This window comes from Caballeronia choica (genome assembly GCF_001544535.1).
Taxonomy (GTDB): Bacteria; Pseudomonadota; Gammaproteobacteria; order Burkholderiales; family Burkholderiaceae; genus Caballeronia; species Caballeronia choica.
Genome location: NZ_FCON02000162.1, coordinates 1 through 16,987, shown reverse-complemented (window position 1 = coordinate 16,987; position 16,987 = coordinate 1). Strand labels below are relative to the sequence as shown.

At 59.4% G+C, this 16,987-nt stretch carries 14 protein-coding genes and 5 pseudogenes; 11 read left to right on the top strand and 8 right to left on the bottom strand.

The window, feature by feature from the left end; genetic code table 11:
• Nucleotides 1-73 precede the first annotated feature (73 nt).
• Both AWB68_RS36935 and AWB68_RS50040 read left to right on the top strand, forming a co-directional pair.
• Nucleotides 74-274: pseudogene (locus AWB68_RS36935) on the top strand (ATP-binding protein); the annotation flags it as partial.
• The gene (locus AWB68_RS50040) at nt 271-717 is read left to right on the top strand and encodes a hypothetical protein (RefSeq protein WP_235028705.1); all 447 of its coding nucleotides are present in this window, start codon (nt 271-273) and stop codon (nt 715-717) included. The pseudogene AWB68_RS36935 and the gene AWB68_RS50040, both read left to right, overlap by 4 nt.
• A gap of 136 nt (nt 718-853) precedes the next feature.
• Here the strand turns inward: AWB68_RS50040 and AWB68_RS36925 are convergent, their stop codons facing one another.
• From AWB68_RS36925 to istA, 3 genes are read right to left on the bottom strand one after another with little or no spacing between them, the layout of a single operon-like run.
• Nucleotides 854-1,165, bottom strand: a complete 312-nt coding sequence (locus AWB68_RS36925; protein WP_087649170.1) for a hypothetical protein — start codon at nt 1,163-1,165, stop codon at nt 854-856.
• On the bottom strand, nt 1,162-1,995 hold the full coding sequence (istB, locus tag AWB68_RS36920; RefSeq protein ID WP_087649169.1) for an IS21-like element helper ATPase IstB: 834 nt from the start codon (nt 1,993-1,995) through the stop codon (nt 1,162-1,164). Before istB ends, AWB68_RS36925 begins: the two co-directional genes overlap by 4 nt.
• Entirely contained in the window at nt 1,992-3,503 is a 1,512-nt protein-coding gene (istA, locus tag AWB68_RS36915; RefSeq protein ID WP_125483164.1) for an IS21 family transposase, read from the bottom strand. Before istA ends, istB begins: the two co-directional genes overlap by 4 nt.
• 94 nt (nt 3,504-3,597) lie before the next feature.
• Between istA and AWB68_RS36910 the strand changes: the two genes are divergently transcribed.
• The 5 genes from AWB68_RS36910 to AWB68_RS36890 all read left to right on the top strand — a co-directional run bounded on the left by AWB68_RS36910 (nt 3,598) and on the right by AWB68_RS36890 (nt 9,389).
• Nucleotides 3,598-4,122: a site-specific integrase gene (locus AWB68_RS36910; protein ID WP_235028704.1), complete on the top strand. Its 525-nt coding sequence runs from the start codon at nt 3,598-3,600 to the stop codon at nt 4,120-4,122.
• Nucleotides 4,119-5,999 (top strand): integrase, encoded by a 1,881-nt coding sequence (locus AWB68_RS36905; protein ID WP_087649167.1) that lies wholly within the window; start codon nt 4,119-4,121, stop codon nt 5,997-5,999. The genes AWB68_RS36910 and AWB68_RS36905 overlap by 4 nt, the downstream gene beginning before the upstream one ends.
• 8 nt (nt 6,000-6,007) lie before the next feature.
• Nucleotides 6,008-7,885: an integrase gene (locus AWB68_RS36900; protein WP_235028703.1), complete on the top strand. Its 1,878-nt coding sequence runs from the start codon at nt 6,008-6,010 to the stop codon at nt 7,883-7,885.
• Nucleotides 7,882-8,244 (top strand): hypothetical protein, encoded by a 363-nt coding sequence (locus AWB68_RS36895; RefSeq protein ID WP_087649165.1) that lies wholly within the window; start codon nt 7,882-7,884, stop codon nt 8,242-8,244. Before AWB68_RS36900 ends, AWB68_RS36895 begins: the two co-directional genes overlap by 4 nt.
• A gap of 653 nt (nt 8,245-8,897) precedes the next feature.
• The gene (locus tag AWB68_RS36890; RefSeq protein ID WP_087649164.1) at nt 8,898-9,389 is read left to right on the top strand and encodes a hypothetical protein; all 492 of its coding nucleotides are present in this window, start codon (nt 8,898-8,900) and stop codon (nt 9,387-9,389) included.
• A gap of 119 nt (nt 9,390-9,508) precedes the next feature.
• Here AWB68_RS36890 and AWB68_RS36885 read toward each other — a convergent pair.
• The 3 genes and pseudogenes from AWB68_RS36885 to AWB68_RS36875 form a co-directional block, all read right to left on the bottom strand.
• Nucleotides 9,509-10,009: pseudogene (locus tag AWB68_RS36885) on the bottom strand (IS110 family RNA-guided transposase); the annotation flags it as partial.
• 184 nt (nt 10,010-10,193) lie between these two features.
• Nucleotides 10,194-10,541, bottom strand: coding sequence for a DMT family transporter (locus tag AWB68_RS36880; RefSeq protein ID WP_235028706.1), 348 nt, complete (start codon nt 10,539-10,541; stop codon nt 10,194-10,196).
• A gap of 31 nt (nt 10,542-10,572) precedes the next feature.
• Nucleotides 10,573-11,994, bottom strand: coding sequence for a UbiA family prenyltransferase (locus AWB68_RS36875; RefSeq protein WP_087649162.1), 1,422 nt, complete (start codon nt 11,992-11,994; stop codon nt 10,573-10,575).
• 159 nt (nt 11,995-12,153) lie between these two features.
• On the opposite strand from AWB68_RS36875, the pseudogene AWB68_RS36870 reads away from it, so the two are divergent.
• Nucleotides 12,154-12,684: pseudogene (locus AWB68_RS36870) on the top strand (transposase); the annotation flags it as partial.
• Nucleotides 12,685-12,767: 83 nt separating this feature from the next.
• Here the strand turns inward: AWB68_RS36870 and AWB68_RS36865 are convergent.
• Together AWB68_RS36865 and AWB68_RS36860 are read right to left on the bottom strand one after the other, a co-directional pair.
• A complete protein-coding gene (locus AWB68_RS36865; RefSeq protein WP_087649161.1) occupies nt 12,768-13,460 on the bottom strand; it encodes a phosphatase PAP2 family protein in 693 nt (230 codons plus the stop codon).
• A 553-nt stretch (nt 13,461-14,013) separates the two neighbouring features.
• Complete coding sequence (locus tag AWB68_RS36860; protein ID WP_087649171.1) at nt 14,014-15,588, bottom strand: hypothetical protein; 1,575 nt, start codon at nt 15,586-15,588, stop codon at nt 14,014-14,016.
• A 470-nt stretch (nt 15,589-16,058) separates the two neighbouring features.
• On the opposite strand from AWB68_RS36860, the pseudogene AWB68_RS51200 reads away from it, so the two are divergent.
• From AWB68_RS51200 to AWB68_RS50025, 3 genes and pseudogenes are all read left to right on the top strand, one after another.
• Nucleotides 16,059-16,295, top strand: a pseudogene (locus tag AWB68_RS51200) (aldo/keto reductase); the annotation flags it as partial.
• A gap of 10 nt (nt 16,296-16,305) precedes the next feature.
• On the top strand, nt 16,306-16,578 hold the full coding sequence (locus AWB68_RS50030; RefSeq protein ID WP_235028702.1) for an aldo/keto reductase: 273 nt from the start codon (nt 16,306-16,308) through the stop codon (nt 16,576-16,578).
• Between the two features lie 303 nt (nt 16,579-16,881).
• Nucleotides 16,882-16,987, top strand: a pseudogene (locus AWB68_RS50025) (IS630-like element ISCARN39 family transposase); the annotation flags it as partial.

The window sequence follows — 16,987 nt, the reverse complement described above, 5'->3', positions numbered from 1 at the left end:
AGATACACCGACGCCCAATCGGCCTGCCTCGTCGAAGAACAAGAGGCGTTGATAAAAAATCTTTCAATTCCACATAATGACTTCAAATTTGGATTTCCCGGAATGGGGTGAAGCATTCCCAGGTAACAAAATGATCGGCGCGGCAACCCTCGACCGCTTGCGTCATGGCGCCCACAAAATCGTCCTCGACGGTGAGAGCTATCGCGGACCGAAACCAGGCGTCGAAACACTCAGAACCGAGCTTGCAAAAGGAGGCAAAATCACGCAACCTTGATCCCCGTTCGAACCCTCGAATTACTCGTTTCCAGTGGCGCCATTACGGCGAAAACGCCCGGCGCCATTACGCCGAAAAGTGACAGCAACACCGAGATGACGCTCATTCATCTGTTCGCGCTGTTGACAGGCGCTCGCATCCAGACAGTACTGACCGTGCGCGCGGAACACGTAATGCGCAAGCCGGGCGAGTTTCACGGTGATGACATCCGGCTCGCCTGCGGGCCAGGTACGGGCATCGACACGAAGGGCGGCGTCAAGGGCGTATTGCACCTGCCGCGCGGTTTCTATGAGCGACTGTACGTCTACGTGCACAGCGATCGGGCGCGCAAGCGTCGCCAGATGGCAGACGGCGGCGACCACCCTGATCAGCCGCTCGTGTGGCGCGACAATCTGGATGAGAGACGCGCGACAAACAAGATGAGAATGTCGCGGCGAGGTTGATGATGCCGATGTTGATTGACGCAGGCAAGCGTTTATTGATTGACGCGCTTTTTGATTGTCGCTGATGCGTACGCGTTTGTTGATTGACGCTGGCACGTAAAGCATGCCGCGCGTCAATCAGGATGAGAACAGCGCGTCAGTCGGTGAGGTCGATGCCGTAACGCGTGACGATGGCTTTGAGCACGCGCTTTACGCTCTCGCGTTTGATCTCGATGAGCATCGTCGAAGTGCAGTTGGCTTCCAGCGCAGCCAGTCCGTCACTGAGCAGGGCCAGCAACGTAACGCGTGACGCCAAGGCCTCCTCACCAATGGCGTCAATCACGGCCCGTTTGCGCCGCAAGCGGTACGCACGTTGCCGTTGTGCTCCAGTGAGCGCGCTGGGCGGCGCCATCGAACTGTCGGATGCGTCGTCACGCGTTACGACCGTCAGCTGCGAATTGCTCGTCATTGCTGATCCTCCTGTCGCGGCGGCACGCCGACGTTCTTTGGTGTCACTATACTGGCCGGGCGTCCCGGTCCCTGCTGCTTGCGCTGCAGGGCGGTACGCCGACGGTAGCTTTCGACGTTCAGCTCGAAGATCGTCGAGTGATGGACCAGCCGGTCGACGGCGGCCACCGTCATGGCCCGGTCGGGGAAGACCTTGTCCCATTCGCCAAATGGCTGGTTGGCCGTTATGCAAAGAGAACGGTGCTCATACCTGGCGCTGATGAGCTCGAACAGCACCGAAGTCTCGGCCTGATCCTTGCTGACGTATGCAAAATCGTCAAGGATAAGGAGATCGAAGCGATCCAGCCGGTTGATGGCGGACTCCAGCGACAGCTCGCGGCGTGCTACCTGCAACCGCTGCACGAGGTCGGTGGTACGAGCGAACAGGACCTTCCAGCCGTTCTCCAGCAGGCTCAGTCCAATGGCCGACGACAAGTGCGATTTGCCTCCCCCAGACGGCCCGAGAAGAAGAAGGTTGGTGCCGTTGCGTAACCAGCCGTCGCCAGCGCAAAGCGCTGAGACGTGCGCCCGGGACACCATCGGCACCGCGTCGAAATCGAAGTTCTCCAGCGTCTTGCCCGGCAGCAGCTTTGCGTCCCTGAGGTGACGTTCGATCCGGCGTCGATCGCGCTCGGCGATCTCGTGTTCGGCCAGCGCCATCAGCAGGCGAGCGGCGGGCCAGCCTTCAGTATCGGAACGTTCGGCAAAGCTGGACCAGAGCTGCTTGATGGCGGGCAGCCGCAAATCGTTGAGCAGCAGTGACAGGCGGGTGGCGTCGAAGTCGTGATTCATGCTGCCACCTCCGTTGCCAGGTCGAGCAGGGCCTCGTAGTCGCGTAACGAAGCCAGCTGGACGTGCACCTGCGGCACGGCTGCGGGTTTCGGTGCGAAACGCGAATCCAGTGCGTTCAGATCGGGTAACTGTCCATCGTCCAGACACTGCTGCAGCGCCTGTGCCAGTTGCGCCTCGCAGTTGCGCTCGTGGGCCAGGCTGAGCAGTTCAACCATGGTCTTGCATGCCGCACGCTCCGGCAGTTGCTCGCGCAGGCGTTCGAAGGTCAATCGATAGGCCTCGCGCGGAAAGACCTGATCGCGGTAGACCAGGTTGAGCAGCGCCATGGGCTTGCGGCGTAACGCGTGGATGATGTGCCGGTAGTTGATGACGTGGCCGTGCTTGCCATTGGGACCCGGACGGCCGCGCTGCAGCGTCATCAGGGCCGTGTTGCCCAGGAACAGTTCCAGCCGGTCGTCGTACAGCCGCACACGCAGGCGATGGCCGATCAGCCGCGACGGGACGGTATAGAACACCTTGCGCAGGACGAAGCCACCGGTGGAGCTGACGTACACACGCGTTTCCTCGTAGTCGCTCGTACGCTGCGCCGGCAGTGGCTGAAGCAGCGCTCGCTCGGCCTCAATGCGCTTGCCATTACGCGCGTTGATGCGACCGACGATCTCGTCGAGGAAGCGGCGATAGGCCTCGAGCTCGGCAAAGTCGTTACTGCCGCGCAGGAGCAGCGCATCACGCACCGCGCTCTTGAGGTGGCCGTGAGGGCTCTCGATGGAGCCGTTCTCGTGGGCGATGCCACGGTTGTTGCGCGTAGGCTGCATCCCGTAATGAACACACAGCGCTTCGTAGCGCGTGGTCAGGTCGTCGCGCACTTCACGCTCGAGGTTGCGAAACGCCGCGGACAGGCTGTCGCTGCGATGCTCGCGCGGCGCGCCACCGAGTGCCCAGAGCGCGTTCTGCAGACCTTCGGCCAGCGCGACATAGCTCTCGCCGCCGAGAATGACGTGAGCGTGTTCAAAGCCCGAGCAGGCCAGGCGAAAGTGATACAGGCGATGTTCCAGCGCTTCACCGGCCACGGTGACACCCAGGCTGTCCATCTCGGTGAAGTCGGACAAGCCGAGGCGACCGGGCTCGTGTACCTGACGGAACACGACGTCACGCTCCTTGCCATGGAGTGCGCGCCAGTCGCGAATACGTCGCTCAAGTGTTCGGCGCACGTTGCGCGAGAGGTCTGGATGGCGCCGAAGCATCTCGTCCAGTACGGCCACGGGCCGGATACCCGGCGCGGACTGCAGCAACGGGACGATCTCGGCATCGAAGATCACAGCCAGCGGATCTGCGCGCCGGCGCTCGCGGGGCGCCTTCTTCTGCGATGGCAGTCGCCGGTCCTGTTCGATGCGATAACCCGTGGCGGCGCTGAACCCGGCGCGCGCAGCCGCTTGAGCTGGTCCTTCCTTGAGTCTGTACCTCATGTAGAGCCTCATCTGATGGTCGTTGATGTGTCGTCCGGGCAACTGCGCCTCCCTTGACATGGAAGACTCAATTCATACCCGATCTACCGCGACCACCGACAAGGCTCTCCAATGACGGGGGGCTCCTCGGCGCGGCGTGGCGTCAGCGGTTCCGGGCTACGCCCTTCACCGCTGCCGCCACGCCAGTACTCTCATCCTGATTGACGCGCTGCTCTCATCTTGTTTGACGCGCGGCACGCTCTTTCTGAGCCATCGCGGTGCGCCACTTTACGAGGATCGCGAGTCGCGTGGCCCGCTCAGCACTGGCCCGCAGGTGCGTCGCCACGCCAAGACCGGGCAGGCCGTGCGCCAGTTCATCAGGGACGAACTGTTGCCCATGATGCGCGTGCAACTCGGCAACCCCAGGTATGAGTTCAGCTTCCACGACCTGCGTGCGACCTACGGATTGAACATGGTCGACGCGATGACAGCGAACGGGACGAAGTACACGCGGGCGCTCGATCAGTTGCGGGAGTTGATGTGGCACGTACAATCGGCTATGACCGAGCGCTACCTCGCTTACCGCGAGAATCGCAAGTTGTTCGACGCGGTGCAGGACGGCTGGAGTGCGCACCTGTCGACGCTGGTCACGCGCACCCTCGACACCGCGGTGGCAGCATGAGCCGCCTGTACGAGGAAGTGCGCATGCCGCTCGCGGAGGGCACGACGCTTTTGCATCCCGAGCGCGCGCTGCTCAGGTGGGAAGGCATTGATGGCCGTGCCGATATCGGTCAGATCTGCTACCTGAAGCGTGACACGTCGAGGCCGCAGCGCTCGCGACGCATTTTCGACGTTACAAGCTTCAGCAGCGAACGCGCCAGGGTCGTACGCCTGCTGGTGGCGCAGCTTTCCGGGCGGATGACACTTGGCGCGATGCGACCGAAGACGGTCCATGGTGCTTTGCGCGCCGTGCTTGATTTCGTCAACTGGGCGGACAGGCAGGGACTGCATCAGGTGCTCTGTGACGAGAAGGCTACGGCGGAGGCGGTTCATGGCTACTTCCATGAGAAGCGTGAACAGGTCTCGCTGGGTAACCTAAAGCGCAATGCCTTCGGCCTCTATCAGCGCAATCTGTTGTCGATGCTACGTGAGTTCTTCAGAAACGACGACTTCTGCACCGATGCGAGGGTGCTGCGCCGCCAACAGGCTGCTTCCGTGCCAACGGCTGTGCCAGATACCGAGGCTCAAGCCTCCCTGCTCGCATGGGCTGACGCACTCTTCAACAGCATCAGCACGCTCGTAGTCGACTTCAAGCCGTACCCGATGCACGTGACCACGGCACGAGGCGAGCATCTCTGCCTGGTTCCGCACTCATTTGGCCGCAAGAAAGGCGACGACTCGCGCGGCCTGCTTGGCTGGAATCTGGAGACAGGCGAGCCACGCACAAGGGAGGAACTCAGGACGCGCATGGCCAGGACAGGAGCTAAAAATCCTCGGGAGAGTTCTTGGAATATCGCCAGGCTAACGGCTAAAAATCTTGCGGCGGCGAACGCGGATGCGCAGTCGCCGATCCGACGCTCGCACGCTTCGATGGCAGCATTTTGCTTCGCCGCGCTATTTCTGGCCGAAACAGGCATCAACCTCGCGCAACTGCTGGCCATGAAGTGGAGCCCGGAGCTTGATGCGAACCTGCAGGATGCGTCCGTTGCACGTCAGAAGTTTCGTGAGGTCAAGTACCGGGCGGGCAGAAGGGAGGTTACGTTCACCGTCTCGCTGGGCTTCGTACCGAAGCTCAAGGCGTATCTGGTGTTGCGCGAGTATCTGGTGCAGGACGAAGACTGCGACGCGCTATTCATCGTAGTCGGGAATCAAGCACAGCGACGACGGCCAATGGGTCTCAAGGTTCAATTTCTGGAACAGCTTTACTGTCGACTCGACACGCTCGGGATCGTGCTGCCTCGCATCAACGCACGGCAGTGGCGTGCGGCAAAGCAGGATTGGGCGGTGCGCAATCACGACCCTCTCGTCGCAGCCAGACTGATGGGGCACTCGCTGGCCACGGCGCTGCGCTCGTACTCGAACGGCACCGATGCCGCGCACAAGGCCGAGATGGGCGCGTTCCTCGCTTCGGTCGAGAAGACCGTACTGAAGCCTGGCAACGATCCGGCGGGCGGCATCAGGAGCGCGGTGGGCGTCTGCATCGCGTTCCACAAGCCTGTTCCAATCGCAGCGTCGGTCACCCTACACCCTGACTGCCGCTCGACCGAAGGGTGCCTGTTCTGCGACCGGTACCGCGTGCACGCTGATGCCGTCGACATCCGCAAACTACTGAGCTGCCGTCACTGCGTCAGGCTCGTGAGCAAGCGTGCTGACTCGATCGAGCAATACGACAGATCGTTCGGCACCGTGCTGCGACGCGTTGACTTCCTGCTCGATGAACTGCGCAGGCGTGATGCCGCGCTGGTCGATCAGATCGAGCAGGACGTTGATATTGATGGGAATCTGGACGCTTTCTGGTCGGCCAAGCTCGATCAGCTCTATGAATTGGGAGTCGCATGAACAACACGTTGATCGCGCCGATCGCTGCGCGCCCCGACTGGTATCGGGTCGAGGACGACACGGTCGTCACGCGCGACAAGGCTGGGAACACTGTTTCGTTGTTTGGTGACGGCGCCTGGGACATCGGTGCATACACGATTGGATCGCGCCGCACCAATATCCACTTTAGGGGTCACCCGCTTAACGACGCAGACTGCACGCTTTCAGATACGACTACGCGTCAGTGGAAGCAGGTCATGTACTTTCTGATGCACGAAGCGACCGAGACGGTACCTGCGTCCAGTACTCTTCATTCTTGTTCAGTCTACCTGAAGGACTTCACTTTCTTTGCCGCCGAGCGCCAGCTTACTCTTTATGAGGGGCTATCCAACGTCGCCGTTGTTCTGGACTATGCGGCACAAGCCGGGATGGAGATGAAGGCCCGGCGCCTTCATTCGATTCTGGTGAAGCTTCACCGTCTGGGCGTCGAGACCACAGGGCTGCGCGTACCGCTGGCCCAACTGCACAAGCCTCTGCTCGAACGCTTCGTGCAACGTGCTGGAAACTCACAACACCCTGTCATCCCGACGCGGATCTACCAGCACTTCCTGTCGACCTGTGAGCATGACCTCGGCCTCGCTGAGGGCCTCGCTGACGTCCTGTCGGGCTACCTCGCACGTTGGTATGCTGGCGAGAGTCCGGGCATCTCTGCAGCACTGGAAATGGCTGCTGTGCACTTCCGTTGCGAGGATTCACGTTACGTCGTTTCGTCGCTTGTCGCATCGATTAGCGCACTATGCCAGCTTGTCATCCTGTCGTTTACCGGCATGCGCGCGACGGAAGCGGAGAACCTGCCGTACGACTGCCTGAGCGAGACCCGTCTGGATGGCGTGACGCACTACACCATCGAGGGCATCACGACCAAGCTATCGGGCGGTCGTCCCAGGCGCGCATGCTGGGTGACCAGTCTGCTTGCTGCCCGCGCCGTCAGGCTCGCGCAACGCCTGTCGGGCGAGGCGCACCGTGCACTCGGCGCGCAAGGCTACGCCGAATCGACGGACGGTTCGCACCTGCTGTTCTGCCGGATGGGGCTGTGTCCGGGTTATGAATACGTTGCAAACAGGGCGGCGAGTAACGTAGATGACGATATCAAAGCCCTTCGTGAGCGCGTCTTTCCGACGATCACGGTCGAGGATATCGCTGAACTGAAGCGCGTCGACATGCACCGCGCGTGGGAAGACGAGCCAAAGTACGCGCTCGGGCAGCAGTGGCCGTTCACGCGCCACCAGCTTCGCCGGGCCCTGGCTCTCTACGCCCATCGGAGCGGACTTGTAACGCTGCCGACGCTCAAGCGTCAACTGCAGCATATCACTCAAGAAATGTCGATGTATTACGCGCGCGGGTCGGCGTTCGCGAAGGGCTTCATCGACACCGACAGGACCCACTTCGCGAAGGAATGGGCCGAGACGCAGGGCCTGTCCGAGTACCTTGCGTACGCCGGGCAGGTGCTGTTCTCTGACGAGAGGCTGTTCGGCGGGCACGCAGCGTGGGTGCAGAGCCGTGCCGTGCAGGCTTCGCCCGTGTCAGTTTATTCGCGCGAGCATACGATGAGGATGTTCGGGAAGGGCGAACTGGCGTACCGCGAGACGGTGTTGGGCGGCTGTGCCAGCGTCGAGCCGTGCAAGTCGACGCCACTCGACTGGATGCGTCTGGATTGCCTTGAATCGAACTGCCGTAATCTCGTCGTCGTGCCTTCGAAGCTTCAGCGCGTGATCAAGGCGCAGCAGGTTACGGTCGCGAAGCTGCGCGCGGTCGATGAGGCGAGCGTCGAATACCGTATCGAGGCCCAAACGCTGCAACGACTGCTTGACGCGCAGAAGAATCTGATCAAACCGGAGGCGGCATGACCGACGCCGTGACTGACTACTACGCCGCCCTTGAGCGGCTGAAGAAGCGCAAGGGTGCGCGCATCAACAACGACACCGTGGCGCTCGAGGCGGGCCGCAAGAAGGGGAGCATCAAGAAGTCGCGTCCGCAGTTTGCTGAACTGATCGCGGCAATCGACGCGGCTAGCTCCGTAGTCGGGCGCCCGAAGCTCGAACTCACCGAGCGACTGAACCGCGTGAAGGGCGACGCAAGGGATCTGCAGGCACAGCTTGACGAGTCGCTGGCTCGTGAACTCTCACTGCTGCGCCAGGTGTTCAGCCTGCGCAAAGAACTGGCCGCGCTGCGTGGCGGTAGCGTCCTGCCCTTGCTGCCGCGCTAGATCGGGGCAGGTGTCTTCGCTCCAGTCGGGCGGCGGGGCTGCTTCGCCTGTGTCGGGTGCCTTGCGTGCGTCGACTTGATGTTGGGGAGGTTCCCGGTACGGATCACCTCGCGAAGTGACGCATCAAATTCGATCGTGGTTCTGTGACACCGCTGAACGGGTCATAGAAGGGCGGGCGAAGCCCGGCAAAGGAACCCTTGACACGCTCCAGCATGGCCGGAGGCCCGGCTTTATCGGGCCACCGACCATGCGAAACCTGCGGCGAAAGATGGACACTCGGACGGTCGTTCTGTCCACTTTTTCGGCTAACCAAATGGACATTCCGTTGACTGCCGATCCCTGTATTTTCAAGGCGCCGGCTGATGTCCATTTTTTCTATCTTGCGCATAACGCGTGAAGTCCAATGCAGTCGCCTATGCCCCGTACGTGCAGCAAGGACCGCGCAAACGCGGCCGCCCCAGGCTTTACGGTGACAAGATCAACTCAAATCGCTGCTGGCTGATCCCCAGGCCTCACAATCAGCCCCCAGCCCAGTCTATGGCGAGCACGACGTCACCATCCGGTATCGGGTCGACGATCTACTGTGGCCGGCGTGCGGACGTCTCGTTCGCTTCGTGGCCGTGACTCACCCTCGCAGGGGGACCTGCCTGTTGATGTGCACCGACCTCGGCCTGGATCCCATCGAAATCATTCGCTTGTATGGGTTGCGCTTCAAGATCGAACACAGCTTCAAACAAGCGGTACATCGGATCGGCACATTCGCATACCACTTCTGGATGCAAGACATGAAGCCGCTTAGCCGCAGCAACGGCGATCAATACCTTCATCGCGAGTCGCCCGAGTACCGCGACGCCGTCAAGCGCAAGACCCACGCCTATCACGTCTTCATTCAGGCTGGCATCGTCTGCCAGGGACTGCTTCAGTACCTGGCAGCGGTATTCCCTTCACTCGTCTGGAGTTCCTTTGGATCCTGGCTGCGCACCATCCGTCCCGGCATCCCTCCATCGGAGTTGGTCGTCGCCAGTGCACTACGACAATGCCTGCCCGAATTTCTCGTGAATAGCGCCAAAACCAATTTCTTCGCGAAATTCATCGCCGAAAGGCAGGACCCTGACACCTTCGAGATGTTCCGACTGGCCACATAACCCCAAGACTGTGCCGAACTCGGCACTCTTGAGTTGCTGGATATCGTCTTCAAAAGCATTGATGCGTAGTAGCTGGTCTTAGAGATAATGGATGATCGCCCCCGGGAGGATGTCTTCCACTCCGCCATGCGCTCTCTGACCTCGGCTAGCCCTGCCAATCGTCCGGCTCGAAACGTCACTCCGAATTCGTAGAGAAATTCTAGGAGCTGATTCACCTGCATTGTTCGAAACTTGATGAGCAGCGAGCGCATTCGATGCAAGCTGAGCATCGCTTGTTGATCCTCCGTCTTGGCTGCAACCGTGCGCATTCCAGGTTGCTGCACAGCGGTCCAGATCGCTTTTGCATCCGCCGCGTCGGTCTTGTTCGTTTGAACAAATGGTCGGATAAACTGCGCATTTAGCAACACGACCTCGTCTCCCAGCGCCTGAATTTTACGGGCCCACCGATGAGCGCTCCCACAGGCTTCGAGAGCGACCCGCCCGGCAGGACGCTGAGCCAGAAACGCGATCGGGTCGTCACGACTAAACCGCCGGTTCGCGATCTCGCCGGTTTGGGCGTCGACCCAGTACAACTGGAACACCCGCTTTCCAACATCCAGTCCATACGTCGTAGCATTCATCGGGGGCCTCCGTTCCTCAAGTGGTTGTGTCGCAACTCCACTTTGACACATTGATGCCGTTCGGTTCTGGGGGCCCTCAATCGTGCCCACTTCCCCGGAGGGAGGGCGGTGTCCATTCCATCTCGGCCAGGTGCGGCCAGTCGACGCCAACGACGGAATCGTTGACGTTCATTAGCGGGCGCAGTCAGGCTTTCACGGTCGGCGCGTACAGCAGCACGACACTCGCGATCAAGAGTGCCGCGCCGGCGAGCGTGCGCATGGACATTGCCTCACCGGACAGGGCGCCGAACACCATAATCTCGAGGATCGTCGCCGCGACCATCAGCGGATAGGCGACGCTCAACTCAAGGCGCCTCAACGCGAGAGCATAAAGGACAAAGCCCGCACCATATGCAGCGATGGCCGCAACCCGGTAGACGAGCGGAGGCGCGGCCATGCCAAACAACAGCGCCTCGCCGCTCCCGGGCAGCTTGCCGGCGAAGCGCAAAAGGATGCTGGCGAGCGCGCTGCACGTGCCGCTCAAGATAAGCACGATGTATGACATGAACGGAAAGTGTTGAAGATCAGATCGCCGCGAGCACTGTCGCCACGCACAGACTGATGACGAACAGGCTCCGGCGGTTCTTGATCGCATAGATGATCGGGTCGTCGTGCATCTCGCCGCGAAACGCCACCATCCACACTCTACTGATCCAGTACAGCAACAGGCCGAACAGTAGCCACAGCACTTGCGGGTGGTGATAAAGCGCGCGAACATCCGACGAATTCAAGTACAGCGCGAGCACCAGCACCGCGACGTAGCCCGAGGCCGTGCCAAATGAGCGCAGAATCCCGAGATCCTGTGGGACGTATCCGCGCCCCGCGGCAGACGCACTGCCGTCTCGCAGGAGCGCATCGAGTTCGGCGTAGCGCTTCACCATCGCGAGACTCAGGAAGATCAGCACCGAGAACATGATGAGCCAGTCCGAGAGCGGAATGGCGCCTGCAGCGCCGCCCGCCACGATACGTGAGGTATAGAGTGCCGCGAGCGTGAACACGTCCACGAGCATCATGCGCTTGAGCTTGAAGGAGTAAGCGATCGTCACGAGAAAGTAGCCTGCGAGCACAAGTTGAAAAACCGGCGCGAGGCGCGTCGCTAGCCACGCAGACGCGACAAGAAGCGTCGCACACAGCGCCATGCCAAAGGTGAGCGGCAATTGGCCCGAAGCGAACGGCCGATTACGTTTCCTCGCATGACGGCGGTCGGAGTCTAGGTCGAGCATGTCGTTAAGCAAATACACCGACGACGCGCAGAGGCTGAATGAAACGAAAGCAATGGCCTCGGCAAGCATCGTCTTCGAATCGCTGAAAGCGTGCGAGGCAAGTAGCGGGACGAAAATCAGCAGATTCTTGACCCACTGATAGACCCGTATTTCCTTGATGGAGAGGCATACAAACGATCGATCTTGCTCGAAAAACACGATCTTTTTGTTGACCTCCTCCGCCGCCGCGGCGATATGCCGATTACCGACCACAATCGCCTGACGCGACTGCTTCCATACCGGCACGTCCGCGAGGGCGTTGCCGCAGTAGTCGAAGCCGTGCACGCCAAACTCCTTCGCGAGCGCGCCCGCTTTGTGAAGCCCGGTCAGGTTGCGCGCCTCGTCGCTTGCGAGAACTCCCTTGAAAAAGCCGAAATGTTTGGCGACCTGCTCGGCGAACTGCTGGTTTGATGCCGTGCACAAGTAGAGGTCGCGTCCGGTCAAGCGCTGTTCGCGAAGGTAGTCTACGAAATTGGCGTTGTATGGCAGAACCGACACGTCGATCGCCACGCGCTGCGCGATTTTCGCCTTGAGATAAGCCTTGCCGCGCAACAGCCAGCCGATGCAAAGCAATGCGTACAATGGGTTTTTCTTGACCAGCACGAGGAAGGATTCGACAAGCAGATCGGTGGTGGTTAGGGTGCCGTCCAAATCAACGCAAAGTGGAACGCTTGCTTCGGCCATTTTTTTATCTCGGATATTGGTATGCCGCCTCGGCAAGCGTAGACCTGGATGGTTGAAGTCAGCTTAGCAAGGGTGTTATCGATTTCCGTTCGCTAGTGCACATCTATTGCTACGTTGAAAAACGGTCAACGCCATTGGGTGGTGAATTGTTAATTGCGGATGAAACAACGGACCTTTGCGACGTCGGCCGATCAAAGCGCCAGATTTGAACAGTACCGTCGGCCAACCAACCGTGATGTGTTCCTTGAGACGATGGAACACATCGTGCCGTGGAGACAGTTGTTTGAGGCTGTCGAGCCGTACTATCCGAGGAGCTAGGGCGGACGACCGCCAGATGGTTTGGAACGCATGCTGCGGATGCACCTTATGCAGAATTGGTTCAACCTGGCCGATGGGGCCCGCGAGGAAACGCTGCTGGTCAGCACGACATTGCGGCTACTCCTTGGAATTGATCTGGGCGCGAGCGCGTTCCCTGATGGCACGACGCTGTTGAAACTCCGCAGACCGCTGGAGCGCAACAAACTCGGCGAGCAGTTGTTTGCCAAGGTTGGCGAGGTACAGCAGGGACGTAGCCTGAAGGTTAGTACCAGCACTATCGTGGATGGCACCATCATCGCTGCACCCAGTTCCGCGAAGAACGTGGACAAGGCGCGAGGCCACGAAATGCATAACACGAGGAAGGGCCCGCAGGACTCTGTCATGCATGGACGCGTAATATGCTTCATGAGTTCATGCCACCGCCGCCTCCCATCAACCTGAGAGAGCCGGCACGCTCACATGTTTCTAAAAATGGCATTGGCGAACGACCTCAGTTCATCGAACTGGGTTACGATTTCGAGGCACAGCACGAACCCAACCGCCGCCGACTGTCCCGGGTAAGATTCGATCCACCTCAATACACGGGGCGCATACAAGTTCCTGACGGAGTTCCGCGTCATAAGGTATGTGATGAGAATCCCGATTGCTGCACCAGCAAGAAGATCGGTTGGATAATGAAAGCCGAGGTAAGCACGCGGAGCACAGATAAAAATTACCGTGTACGAAAGCGCAAGCACACCCAACCGGCGAGAGACAATAAAAATCCCAACCGAGACCGCGGCCCACAGCATGGCGTGATCACTTGGGAACGAACTCCACGCAGACAGCAGGCTTTCATGTTGCGGTATGGAGGGAAATTGCAGATGCAAGTTCTGCTCATACAGAGGACGTACCCGGAACGGCAAGAAATGGGCGAGAATCCGTCCGACAGAAAGGGCGAGCAGACCACTAAAGATCGCCGCGATAACCATTTCCCGCCGCCACTCGCGATCCGCTCCTGGGCGGAACCATATCCACCATAGAAGCGGAATGAGCACGAGTCCTTTAAAGGTATATGAATCCGCGACGAATCTTATTCCTGCGCTACTCAGGGTGCTAAGGTGCAATTGCGTCAGGAAGGTCTCGATGGCTGTGTCGAATGTGTTCATTTTTTAACCATGTGATGTGTGAGGACGGCGGCAGAATACAAACCGCGTTTCTTATGTTATGGAATCCACAGCGGTGAGTTGCCGCATCAAACAAGGCCAACCTGTCATCTTAAGTGACTATGCATCTGTTGCTGGAAAAATAGCTACGCAAAAGAGATCCTTCTCCAGCTTATGGCTGCGCCGTCATCCGGATTGTCATGCGCATCTCATCCGGGCCTCCTGCTTTGTGGATTAACCAGATCACACGATGGTTGCCGCGCTCACCGAGATACACGTCTGACGCGGCACGCATCGCTCCACCCGGCAACGCGGGCTAGGCTATTCGACATCTGTCCAGTTCAACAACACCTATCACGGATGATTCCGCTGGAGCAGATCGGTCCAGGACGTCCTCGCGAGCGCTAAGCGCTTCTTCGGGGAATTTGTGGATCGTGATACTAGGTTAGGCCAGCTCCCTTATTACTGTACAGAGCATTCACACTCGAATGCGCGACCGGTCACATAAATGCAATGAATCCTGGGTAGGCCGCAAAATCAGCTTCCCGGCTAGAATCTAGCGCGATGAAGGGGATGCAAGTTCATACAGCCGGTGTTCGGGTAAAGTCGCGACCAGCTGCCAGCCGGGCAGCGCCTCCGAAAGACGCCGATAAGGGTCGAACACTGCAAGATAGACAGTTGTGAACCGGCTTTGAAGATCGGGAAAGCGTTGTTGTAGCTCGGTCGACCATTCGCGCAACATGGCGTCGTTTGCCTTGAACTCAATGTCGCCGTTCTCGCTAACGTCCTGGAACCGCCTCAAGGCGGCATTCTCGCTTCGGTAGAGCACGGGTTGTTGGCCGGCCTTCAGATAGAGATCGGGCACAAGAACACCGTCGAGCGTTGCGAGCGCGACAACCTTGTCTAGATACGGATTCCATCGGCGAGGATCTTTTCTTGGAGATGGATAGGTTGTGTCCTGTTTGTATTGGAAGAGGACGGACCCGACCTTCAGGGATGTAAAGCTATTGCGGTAAGCTTCAATGGCGGGTTTCGCGGCCCGCCAGTCGTTAGTCACCGTCGCAATCCGGAACCCGAATACAAGCACGAGCGCGAACGCGGCGACACGCTGCAGGCGAGGCGTGGAAGCTCGCAGGTCAACCAGAGCAGTCAGCAGGAATGCGAAGCTCAGCGCGCATCGCGGAACGACGCCGTAGGAAGCGAATGCGGAGAACGGCGCAAATAATGCTACGAGCGGAAGCGCTATCACCGTTATCCGGCACTCCGGCTTCCACGTCCACCACCGCAGTAGAAGGCCGAGGGTCAATGCCACGCCCAAGCTTGACAATATCGCCACGTCGGCCACCTGATTGCCAATTGCAAACACGTCGAGCCATTGGTTGACCTTTGTGCGGAGATGAATTAGGCCGAAGTCGATCGATCCACCAAGTCCGCCGGTACTGCTGTGCGCTAGCAAAACAACGGGCACAACTAATGGAAGGAGACTCGCCGCCGCATGCAACGCCAACGAACGAATCCGTAACTTCCCCTCTTCGATCAGGCAACCTAATTCCCAGGTGCCTATAACGAGTGCGAAAACGGCGAGAGGGAACAGATGACAGATATAGATTATGGGCGCAGTGCAGCATGTGACAACGATGCGTGCCACGGTCGCACGGCGAAGCGAGATATGAAGCGCGATCCCCCAAAAGCAAAGACCGAGGCCGAAGAGGAAGTTGTCATAGCCACGAATGAGCATCCAGTTATAGAGCAGAAGGAAACTGCTAAGGGGCAACCACGACCAGCGTCCGTTGACAACGCGGCTCAGCATCACGCAGCCCGACGTCAGCAAACCGAGTTCCACAACCACAAAGAGCCACGCAGCCCATTCCACGGGCATGACTTTCGCGAGCCACGGGACTGTCAGATCCATTGCGAGATCGGGCAGTGCATCCCACCGAACTACGAAATTGCCAGCGTACGATGCCGGGTGCGAGAGGATGTCTATCCGCACGATATTGTAGAAGTGCTGGCCAAGCGGTGGGATCGACGTAATCAGCAGTGGCAAACAGGCCAACAGCGTTCCGACAAGCCAGAGGCCCCACACACGTGATGGCAAAACGCCAGCGGCCTTTCGTCTTTCCGCAGTCATCCGAGTCCCCATGGTGGTCTTTTAATTTCTCTATGGCGAGAGGGTTCGAGAAACACCTGCCTCTCACACGGCGTGCACGAGCCTTTCGCGCAACGCGCGCACGGTCCATGGCTGAATTGATTCTAATGTGTGGGGCAACTCAGGTTTGTACGCCAATGCACAGTCATAAGCGGCCCGCGTGGGCAAGCGTGCACACACTTGTCTTATTAGATGTGTTTGTGTCTCGTAGCCCCCTGTCAGCGTCGGATAGATACTCGTCCCATCTCCCAGGTTGTACTGGGCAAGGCGAAGGCGCTGGCGCGAAGCTTCCTGGAGGAGGGCCGCTCGGAGACTTTCGATGACAACCCTTTGCCTTACGGAGAAATCCAGGCCCTTTTCGCCAATCTTGCCGTGAAGTAGACGGTGCAACAAAGATCGCAAAAACTTCTCGTCTCGCGACACCTGCTTCACTGCATCGAAAGGAAGAACTTATGTCACGGTCAGTTTCTGCTTCTGCTGCCGGCACGTTCGCCATCGGCGGCGACCTGGTCGTTAATCGTCTGGGTTTTGGTGCGATGCGCATCACCGGACCAGGCATCTGGGGCCCTCCCGCGAATCACGACGCTGCAATCGAGACGCTCAGGCGCCTGCCCAGTCTCGGCATCAACCTCATCGATACGGCCGACAGTTACGGGCCCTATGTCAGCGAGGATCTCATCAAGGAAGTGCTCTACCCGTATGATGGCCTGCTGGTCGCCACGAAGGGGCGGACTCACGCGCCATGGTCCGGATATCTGGGCGCCCCTCGGCCGGCCGGAATACTTGCGCCAATGCGTGCTCACGAGTCTCACCCGCCTCGGGGTCGAGCAGATCGACTTGTGGCAACTGCATCGAGTCGATCCGAAAGTGCCGCGCGACGAGCAGTTCGACGCCGTCGCCGCCATGCAGCGTGAAGGCCTGATCAGGCACGTCGGGCTGAGCGAAGTTCCCGTCGACTTCATCGCCCACTGACAACGTGGGAACGGCGTGGTTGGCCGGCAGGTCCGTACCGTCATTTCGTTGACCAGCGTCAACCAACTCGACCGGATCGGAGCGATGATCCAGCGAACGGCTACCACCGTTCGCAAGATTTAACGCGATTTAGACCGGGAGTTGGCGATGGGAATTGGTATGCAAATAGCCTGCTCTGAGACGCATCGCACGTTGCGCACGGGACAGCGCCGAAGCGGCTATTATTGAGAGTTACAAAAAACATGACAACCGATTCGGCTCTGGTGCGTTATATCTCCAGTGGACTGATTGGAGACGCATGCCGTGGCAAAGAAGCCGTTAGACGACGCAACGAAGAAGCGCTTGCGAGCTGGTCGGATGCTGCTGGCGGGCAAGCGGCCAGCCGAAGTGGCGTTGGCCGTCGGGGTAG